At 62.8% G+C, this 9,020-nt stretch carries 7 protein-coding genes; 2 read left to right on the top strand and 5 right to left on the bottom strand.

The window, feature by feature from the left end:
* Positions 1 to 225: 225 nt before the first annotated feature.
* Together KGB28_RS10295 and KGB28_RS10290 are read right to left on the bottom strand one after the other, a co-directional pair.
* Positions 226 to 3,324, bottom strand: coding sequence for an efflux RND transporter permease subunit (locus KGB28_RS10295; protein ID WP_223444640.1), 3,099 nt, complete (start codon positions 3,322 to 3,324; stop codon positions 226 to 228).
* A 15-nt stretch (positions 3,325 to 3,339) separates the two neighbouring features.
* Positions 3,340 to 4,497, bottom strand: coding sequence for an efflux RND transporter periplasmic adaptor subunit (locus KGB28_RS10290; protein WP_223444638.1), 1,158 nt, complete (start codon positions 4,495 to 4,497; stop codon positions 3,340 to 3,342).
* A 293-nt stretch (positions 4,498 to 4,790) separates the two neighbouring features.
* On the opposite strand from KGB28_RS10290, the gene KGB28_RS10285 reads away from it, so the two are divergent.
* On the top strand, positions 4,791 to 5,492 hold the full coding sequence (locus KGB28_RS10285) for a response regulator transcription factor (RefSeq protein WP_007985461.1): 702 nt from the start codon (positions 4,791 to 4,793) through the stop codon (positions 5,490 to 5,492).
* Positions 5,493 to 5,496: 4 nt separating this feature from the next.
* Entirely contained in the window at positions 5,497 to 6,798 is a 1,302-nt protein-coding gene (locus KGB28_RS10280; protein ID WP_223444636.1) for an ATP-binding protein, read from the top strand.
* A gap of 47 nt (positions 6,799 to 6,845) precedes the next feature.
* On the opposite strand, the gene KGB28_RS10275 is transcribed toward KGB28_RS10280, so the two are convergent.
* From KGB28_RS10275 to KGB28_RS10265, 3 genes are all read right to left on the bottom strand, one after another.
* On the bottom strand, positions 6,846 to 7,607 hold the full coding sequence (locus KGB28_RS10275; RefSeq protein WP_223444634.1) for a transcriptional regulator: 762 nt from the start codon (positions 7,605 to 7,607) through the stop codon (positions 6,846 to 6,848).
* Entirely contained in the window at positions 7,607 to 8,089 is a 483-nt protein-coding gene (locus tag KGB28_RS10270; RefSeq protein ID WP_411740584.1) for an RNA polymerase sigma factor, read from the bottom strand. The genes KGB28_RS10275 and KGB28_RS10270 overlap by 1 nt, the downstream gene beginning before the upstream one ends.
* 66 nt (positions 8,090 to 8,155) lie before the next feature.
* Positions 8,156 to 8,698, bottom strand: coding sequence for a tetratricopeptide repeat protein (locus KGB28_RS10265; protein WP_223444632.1), 543 nt, complete (start codon positions 8,696 to 8,698; stop codon positions 8,156 to 8,158).
* Positions 8,699 to 9,020 lie beyond the last annotated feature (322 nt).

Below are 9,020 nucleotides of genomic sequence, written 5' to 3'. Positions count from 1 at the left end.
TGGGCATCGATTCTCATCGAGGCGCGGGGCGACAACCCCAACTCAGACGCCGGATAGATGAAAGCAAGCCAAACACGACATCAACAACAGTATTGCAGAAAAGGGGGTAACCATAGATGTGGGAGCGGGCTTGCTCGCGAAAACGATTTTCCAGCCAACATCAACGTTGAATGTTAAGCAGCCTTCGCGAGCAAGCCCGCTCCCACATTGGGACAGTGGTGTTGATCAGGTGTTTTTATGGCGCTTGCGCACCAGTTTCATCACCACCACAAAGAACACTGGCACGAACACCACCGCCAACGTCGCCGTGATCATCCCGCCGATCACCCCGGTGCCGATGGCCTGCTGGCTCGCCGAACTGGCGCCGGTCGCGATCGCCAGCGGCACCACGCCAAGGATGAACGCCAGGGAGGTCATGACAATCGGCCGCAACCGCAGGCGTGCCGCTTGCAGGGTGGCGTCGATCAGGTCGTGGCCTTCGTCGTACAGGCTCTTGGCGAACTCGATGATCAGGATCGCGTTCTTCGCCGACAGGCCGATGATGGTGATCAACCCGACCTTGAAGAACACATCGTTGGGCATCCCGCGCAAGGTCACGGCCAGCACCGCGCCGAGCACACCCAGCGGCACCACCAGCAGCACCGAGGTCGGGATCGACCAGCTCTCGTACAACGCCGCCAGGCACAGGAACACGATCAGCAGCGACAGCCCCAGCAGGATCGGCGCCTGGCTGCCGGACAAACGTTCCTGCAACGACAACCCGGTCCATTCCTGGCCCAGGCCCGCCGGGCCTTGCGCCACCAGTCGCTCGATCTCGGCCATGGCCTCACCGGTGCTGTGGCCCGGAGTCGGTTCACCGGAAATGCTGATCGCCGGGTAGCCGTTGTAGCGGGTCAACTGCGCCGGGCCCTGAGTCCATTTGGCCTGCACAAAGGCCGACAAGGGCACCATTTTTTCTTGGGTGTTGCGCACGTGAATCTTCAGCAGGTCAGCCACTTGACTGCGTTGATCGCCTTCGGCCTGCACCACGACGCGCTGCATCCGTCCCTGATTGGGGAAGTCGTTGATGTAGGCCGAGCCCACGGCCGTGGACAGCACGTTGCCGACGTCGGCGAAGGACACACCCAGCGCGTTGGCCTGCTTGCGGTCGACCACCAGTTGTACCTGCGGTGCCTCGGCCAGGGCGCTTTCGCGCACGTTCATCAGGATCGGGCTTTTTTCGGCCGCCGCGAGTAACTCGGTGCGGGCTTCCATCAACTTCTCATGGCCGAGGCCACCGCGATCCTGCAGGCGGAACTCGAATCCGCTGGACGTACCCAGGCCATCCACGGGCGGCGGCAGCACGGCAAACGTCACCGCATCCTTGATCTGGCTGAGGGCGACGTTGGCCCGGTCGGCAATGGAAGCGGCCGAATCTTCGCTGCTGCGCTCGGACCAGTCTTTTAGCGTGCTGAACGCCAGCGCCGCATTCTGCCCGCTGCCGGAGAAGCTGAACCCGAGAATCACCACGCTGTCGCGAATACCCGGTTCCCCGGCGTTGTGCGCTTCAACCTGCTCGGCCACCTGCACCGTGCGATTCTTGCTCGCACCCGGCGGCAACTGGATGTCGGTGATGGTGTAACCCTGGTCTTCCACCGGCAGGAACGAAGAGGGCAGGCGACTGAAAGCCAGGCCCAGACCGATCAGCAGCACGCCGTAGATCAGCAGGTAGCGCCCGGTACGTTTCAACGCATAGGCAACCCAGCCCTGATAACGGTCGGTCAGTTGCTCGAAGCGACGGTTGAACCAGCCGAAGAATCCGGACTTTTCATGGTGCTCGCCTTTGGCAATCGGTTTGAGCAACGTCGCGCACAGGGCCGGGGTCAAGGTCAGGGCGAGGAAGGCCGAGAACAGGATCGAGGTGGCCATCGACAGCGAGAACTGCTGGTAAATCACCCCGACCGAGCCCTGCATGAACGCCATCGGAATGAACACCGCGACTAACACCAGGGTGATGCCGATGATGGCCCCGGTGATCTGTTGCATGGCCTTGCGCGTGGCTTCCTTGGGCGACAGGCCCTCGGTGGCCATGATCCGCTCGACGTTTTCCACCACCACGATGGCGTCGTCCACCAGAATGCCGATGGCCAGCACCATGCCGAACATGGTCAGCACGTTGATCGAAAACCCGAGCGCCAGCATCGTCGCGAACGTGCCCATCAGCGCCACGGGCACCACCAGGGTCGGAATCAGCGTGTAGCGGATGTTCTGCAGGAACAGGAACATCACCGCGAACACCAGCAGCATCGCCTCAAAGAGGGTGTAGACCACCTTGGTGATCGAGACCTTGACGAAAGGCGAGGTGTCGTACGGGATCGAGTACTCGACGTTCGCCGGGAAATAGCGCTTGAGTTCGTCCATCTTCGTCCGCACCAGGGTCGCGGTATTCAGCGCGTTGGCACCAGGCGACAGTTGCACGGCGACGGCGGTGGACGGTTTGCCGTTCAGGCGCGTGGAAAACTGGTATTCCTGGCTACCGATTTCGACCCGCGCCACATCGCTGATGCGCACGGTCGAGCCGTCCGGGTTGGCCTTGAGGACGATGTCGGCAAACTCTTCGGGGGTCGACAACTGACCCTTGACCAGAATGGTCGCGGTGATTTCCTGGGTGGTGCGGGTCGGCAGATCGCCGATGCTGCCCGCCGACACCTGGGCGTTTTGCGCGACGATGGCGGTGTTGACGTCCGCCGGCGTCAGGTTGAAGGCGAGCAGTTTCTGCGGGTCGATCCAGATCCGCATCGCCCGTTCGGCGCCGTACAGCTGCGCCTTGCCGACGCCGTCCAGACGCTTGACCTCGTTCATCACGTTGCGCGCCAGGTAATCGCTGAGCGCCACGTCGTCGAGCTTGCCGTCGCTGGAGGTCAGGGTGATCAACAGCAGGAAGCCGGAGGAGACTTTCTCCACTTGCAAACCTTGCTGGATCACCGCTTGCGGCAGCCGTGACTCCACGGATTTCAGGCGGTTCTGCACATCCACCTGGGCCAGTTCCGGGTTGGTGCCCGGCTGGAAGGTGGCCTTGACGGTGGCGCTGCCCAGGCTGCTCTGGGATTCGAAATACAACAGGTGATCGGCGCCGTTGAGCTCTTCCTCGATCAGGCTGACCACGCTCTCGTCCACGGTTTGCGCCGAAGCGCCCGGGTACACGGCGTAGATTTCGATTTGTGGCGGCGCAACATCCGGGTATTGCGCCACCGGCAGTTGCGGAATGGCCAGCGCACCGGCCAGCAGGATGAACAGGGCAACCACCCAGGCGAACACCGGGCGGTCGATAAAGAACTGCGGCATAAAAAAGCGTCCTGCTTACTGACCAGTCGCCTGGGCAAGTGGAAGAGGGGTGTCGTCGATCTGCACTTTCTCGCCGGGGCGGGCGTGCTGCAGGCCCTCGATGACGATGCGGTCGCCGGCTTTCAGGCCGCCGGTGACGATCCAGCGATCGTTCTGCACAGCGCCCAGTTCGACCGGTTGCTGCCCAACCCGCTGTTCGGCGTCGAGCAGCAGCACCTGGGCGATGCCGGCGCTGTCGCGCTGGATGGCCCGTTGCGGCACGCTGATTCCCTGCTGGTTGACCGCTTGTTCCAGGCGTACGCGCACGAAGCTGCCGGGCAGCAAGTCGAGGTCGGGGTTGGGGAACTCGCTGCGCAGGATGATCTGGCCGGTGCCCGGGTCGACGGTGATGTCGCTGAACAGCATTTTGCCCGGCAGCGGGTAGAGGCTGCCGTCATCCTGAATCAGCGTGGCTTTGGCCTGGCCCTGGCCGACCTGCTGCAACTGACCGGAACGGAAGGCGCGACGCAGTTCGTTGAGTTCGCGGGTGGACTGTGTCAGGTCGGCATGAATCGGGTTCAGTTGCTGAATCAGCGCCAGCGGCGTGGTTTCGTTCTGCCCGACCAGCGCGCCTTCGGTGACCAGCGCGCGACCGATACGCCCGGAAATCGGCGCGGTGACGGTGGCGTAACCGAGGTTCAACCGGGCGCGTTCCACCGCAGCCTTGTTGCCGGCAACGTCGGCGGCGGTCTGCCGTGCGTTGGCCCGGGCGTTGTCGTAGTCCTGAGCGCTGATGGCCTTGTCGTCGATCAACCGGGCGTAGCGCTGTTCCTGCAATCTGGCCTGGAACGCATTGGCTTCGGCCTTGCGCAATGCCGCTTCGGCGCTGTCCAGGTCAGCCTTGAATGGCGCCGGGTCGATGCGGAACAACACATCGCCCTGTTTCACGTCACTGCCTTCACGGAAGGTGCGCTGCAAGACCACGCCCGCCACGCGGGCACGCACTTCGGCCATGCGCGGTGCGGCAATCCGCCCGCTCAGTTCGCTGCTGATGGTCAGTGGCAGCGCTTCGATGGTCTCGATGCGAACCGTGGCCAGCGGCGCCTGTTCCTCGGCGTTCGAGGACTTTTCACACGCGCTCAGTGTCAACGCCAGTGCAATCAGGCTGAGCCTGGCAAGCAGATTCTTCGACATGTAATACCCCAATAAAGACTCCCAGCATCCTACTGGGCGACGGCGAGGGTAGCGGTGAAGCTTTGTTGGTGCTGTGTGAAATTGTGTAAGGGTTTTACTCAGGTGTGCGTCAGGGCGTATATCCTTCAGTCCTTGGATTTTATTGCGCCTGACAGGCCGCCTTCGCGAGCAAGCCCGCTCCCACAGTGGTCGGTGGTGTTCATATCATTTGTGTTCACCTCAAATCCCTGTGGGAGCGGGCTTGCCCGCGAAGAGGCCGGAACAGACGCCACAGCACTTTCTGGAAACACCCCATGCCCAACATCCTCCTGGTCGAAGACGACACCGCCCTCGCCGAACTGATTGCCAGCTACCTGGAACGCAACGGTTATTCCGTCAGCGTGATCGGTCGCGGTGACCATGTTCGCGAACGTGCGCGGCTCAATCCGCCGGACCTGGTGATCCTCGACCTGATGCTGCCCGGCCTCGACGGCTTGCAAGTCTGTCGCCTGCTGCGCGCCGATTCGGCGACCTTGCCGATCCTGATGCTCACCGCCCGCGACGACAGCCACGACCAGGTCCTGGGCCTGGAAATGGGTGCCGACGACTACGTCACCAAACCCTGCGAGCCGCGGGTGTTGCTGGCGCGGGTGCGGACCTTGCTCCGCCGCAGCAGCCTCAGCGAGCCGCAGACCGCCAACGACCGCATTCTGATGGGCAACCTGTGCATTGATTTGTCCGAACGCACCGTGACCTGGCGCGAGCAATTGGTGGAACTGTCCAGCGGTGAGTACAACCTGCTGGTGGTGCTGGCCCGGCATGCCGGCGAAGTGTTGAGCCGCGACCAGATCCTGCAACGCCTGCGCGGCATCGAATTCAACGGCACCGACCGTTCGGTGGACGTGGCGATTTCCAAGCTGCGGCGCAAGTTCGACGACCACGCTGGCGAGGCGCGCAAGATCAAGACCGTGTGGGGCAAGGGCTACCTGTTCAGTCGATCCGAGTGGGAATGCTGAGCCGATGTTCAGAATTCTCTTTCGTTTGTACCTGGTGACCATCGTCTCTTTCAGCGCGGCGATCTATCTGGTGCCGGACCTGGTGGTCAAGGTGTTCCAGGAGCGCTTTGTCACCTACAACCTCGATTACTCGCGAGGGCTGCAAACGCTGATCGTCAAACAGTTTCACGGGGTCCCGGCCGAACAGTGGCCGACCCTGGCCGCTGAAATGGACAAGGACTTCTCTCCTCTGCACATCGTGCTCAGCAGCAATGACGACAGCAGCCTGACCCCTGATGAGCAGCAGCGCTTGCGCCGCGGCGAGAACGTCGTGCGCGTGGGCGACTGGGGCTGGCGCACACTGGCGGTCGCGCCGCTGAACGAGCGCACCGTGGTGCAAATGGTCGTGCCACCGGATCCGCTGGACGTCAACCTGTTGTACTGGAGCATCAACGTTCTGATCGGCGCGACCATGCTTGCGTGCCTGTTGCTGTGGCTGCGCCCGCACTGGCGTGATCTGGAACGCCTCAAGGGCGCCGCCGAACGCTTTGGCAAGGGTCACTTGGGCGAGCGCACGCAAATCTCCCCGAGTTCCAACATCGGCAGCCTGGCCAGTGTGTTCGACACCATGGCAGGCGACATCGAGAACCTGCTCAACCAGCAGCGGGACTTGCTCAATGCGGTGTCCCACGAGTTGCGCACGCCGCTGACGCGCCTGGATTTCGGCCTGGCGCTGGCGCTGTCCGACGACTTGCCGGCGGCCAGCCGCGAGCGCCTGCAAAGCCTGGTGGCGCACATTCGGGAACTCGATGAATTGGTGCTGGAGTTGCTGTCCTACAGTCGCCTGCAAAACCCGGCGCGGCTACCGGAGCAGGTCGAGGTCTCGCTGGATGAATTCATCGACAGTATTCTTGGCAGCGTCGACGAGGAAATGGAATCCCCGGAAATCGTCATCGACGTGCTGCTCCACGGCCAGTTCGAACGCTTCAGCCTGGACCCGCGCCTGACCGCCCGCGCCTTGCAGAACCTGCTGCGCAACGCCATGCGCTACTGCGAGAAGCGTATTCAGATCGGTGTGCAGGTCTATGCCAGCGGCTGTGAAATCTGGGTCGACGATGACGGCATCGGCATTCCGGACGACGAACGCGAGCGGATCTTCGAACCCTTCTACCGCCTCGACCGCAGCCGCGACCGCGCCACGGGTGGTTTCGGACTGGGACTGGCGATCAGCCGCCGCGCACTGGAGGCCCAGGGCGGCACGCTGACGGTGGAAGCCTCGCCGCTGGGCGGCGCACGGTTTCGCTTGTGGTTGCCGGCTTCGGCCTGACGCGCTTCGCAGGCGCTGCCGCAGCGCCTGCGTTGAGCCAAGGTTTCTCAGGTACTCAGGCGACTGCGCAACAGCTTCGCCATCGCCTCCAGATCCGCGATCGGTTGATGCCCGATCAGCATCCAGGCGTGTTCCATGTCAGCCCAATACACGATGTTCAGCTCGCGCCGCTGCTCCCGGGCGAATTGGCGGCTGCCGCTGTTGGAGCGGGTGACGCACAGCGCCATGGGGCCGTGCGCCGGATCGAGGTAGGTGATCTGGGCGATGGGCGCACCGTCGTACTCGAGGATTTGCGCACGCTTGAACTCGGCACGGGGCAGGCTCAGTTTTGCCGGCGCGAGGTTGAGGCCCAGACGCGCATCGATGGTTCGCAGTTGTGCCCGTTGGGCGGCTTCATCGGCGGGTAAATGATCCAGGGTTTCCGGCACGTAGAGCGCCATATAATCGGCCACCAGGCCGCGCCAGTTGTGTGTCTGCCGGCTCGCTTGCCAGCCGAGGAACAAACGGTCCGCCAGCACGCCGCCGGCCAGCAGTCCGGCCGCGGCCGCAAGGAACCAGCGTCGGCTGAGCCCGGGACGGGCAGGTGAGGGCAGCGTGGCGAGCATGGCTTGCAGGCGATCTACCGGCGCCTGCCGGACCAGTTCATCGTAGGCGTCCTTGAACGGCAGGCTGCTGCGATCCAGCCATTGCAGGCGCAGGCCGAGCATCGGGTCGGCAATGATGGCCGCGTCGATACGCGCGCGCTGCTCGGTATCGAGTTGGTTGTCGAGGTAAGCCACCAGTTGTTCGTCCGAGGGTATCGCGTTCATCAATGTTCTCCTCGGTAGGGGGTTGGCACCGTGTGCAACGGTGGGTATTCAGCCAGTTTCGCCCGCGCGGCGGCCAGGCGACTCATGACCGTGCCGATGGGCACTTGCAATACTTCAGCGACTTCGCGGTAGGACAGGCCTTCGACGTAGGCGAGAAACACCGTTTCGCGCTGGGTCTCGGGCAACGCATCGACGCGGCGGATGACCTGCGCCGCCAACACGTGGGTCTGGGCCACGGCCTCACCATCGAACGACAAGGCCTGATCGGCGTCCACACAGCCCTGACCCTGGCGCACCCGCCGGGCGCGGACTTCGTTGAGCCAGATCGAATGCAGAATGCTCAGCAGCCAGTGGTCCATGCGCGTCCCCGCCACGTATTGCCCGGCCCGTTCCAGCGCCCGCACGCAAGTGGCTTGCACCAGGTCATCGGCGACATGCCGTTGCCGGGACAGCAGCAAGCCGTAGCGCCATAAACGCGCCAGATGCTGGTTCAGTTCCGTTCGTATTGCCTGATCGCTGGCGATGGCGACCTCCGTCCGCTCGGGTTGTCAGGTTTTCGATGAACCATTGATGGCTTCGGCCAGGTCCTGGTACTCCTCGCATTGAGTGCTGCCACAGATGGATTCGATCTGCTGCAGTTGCTCCTGCGCAAGATCCAGCCGGCCTTTGATCACATAGGCCTCGCCGAGGTATTCGCGGACTTGCGCGTACTGCGGGTCGAGTTTCACCGATTGCAGGTAATAGCCGATGCCTTCGTCGGTACGTCCCAGTTTACGCGTGGCGTAACCGCGATAGTTCAACGCTTTTGCCGTGTTTGGCTGTTTTAGCGTGTCGAGCAGGGCCAGGGCTTCTTCGTAACGCCCGTCCTTGGCCAGTCGATAGGCATAGTTGGTGCGGTCTTCGTCCGGCACCAGGTTGCTGGTCTGCCTGACGCAACGCTTGGATTTGCTGTCGAACACCTGACCTTTGGGGCAGTTGGGCCTGATGGGCGCGTCGTCGTCCCCGCCACCTCCGTTGGCCAGGGTGAGGGAGCCGGACAACGCAACGCTCAGCAACAGAGGGGGCATCGAAACAGCAAAGCGAATCTTCATGGGCGTTGCTCCACAGTTTCATGGGTTTCGGATCAGGTCGCGCCCTGCCAGATGCAGCGCATGATTGATGTGATGAGAACACCGCAGCATGAACAATTATTCGTTGCGTCCTGGCGGTGTTTTTCAAGGAAAGCTCATAACGCAGCATTGTGCGCGCCGAAGATCCCTGTGGGAGCGGGCTTGCTCGCGAAGGCGGTGGGTCAATCAACATTAATGCTGCCTGCCACTCCGCCTTCGTCGGATCGCCGCCCGGAGCAAGCCCGCTCCCACACAGGATTTTCGTCGAACACAACATGGGCGGCGTTCCGACGAAGCATGATGA

The sequence above is a fragment of the Pseudomonas sp. BF-R-19 genome, assembly GCF_019956445.1.
Classification (GTDB): Bacteria; Pseudomonadota; Gammaproteobacteria; order Pseudomonadales; family Pseudomonadaceae; genus Aquipseudomonas; species Aquipseudomonas fluorescens_BH.
This window is presented reverse-complemented; position numbering and strand designations above follow the sequence as displayed.

What these genes read in the sequence shown, in the direction of transcription:
- KGB28_RS10275 (WP_223444634.1), bottom strand. Translation starts at nt 7,607, where the DNA reads ATGAACGCGATACCCTCGGACGAACAACTGGTGGCTTACCTCGACAAC.
- KGB28_RS10280 (WP_223444636.1), top strand. Translation starts at nt 5,497, where the DNA reads ATGTTCAGAATTCTCTTTCGTTTGTACCTGGTGACCATCGTCTCTTTC.
- KGB28_RS10265 (WP_223444632.1), bottom strand. Translation starts at nt 8,698, where the DNA reads ATGAAGATTCGCTTTGCTGTTTCGATGCCCCCTCTGTTGCTGAGCGTT.
- KGB28_RS10285 (WP_007985461.1), top strand. Translation starts at nt 4,791, where the DNA reads ATGCCCAACATCCTCCTGGTCGAAGACGACACCGCCCTCGCCGAACTG.
- KGB28_RS10290 (WP_223444638.1), bottom strand. Translation starts at nt 4,497, where the DNA reads ATGTCGAAGAATCTGCTTGCCAGGCTCAGCCTGATTGCACTGGCGTTG.
- KGB28_RS10295 (WP_223444640.1), bottom strand. Translation starts at nt 3,324, where the DNA reads ATGCCGCAGTTCTTTATCGACCGCCCGGTGTTCGCCTGGGTGGTTGCC.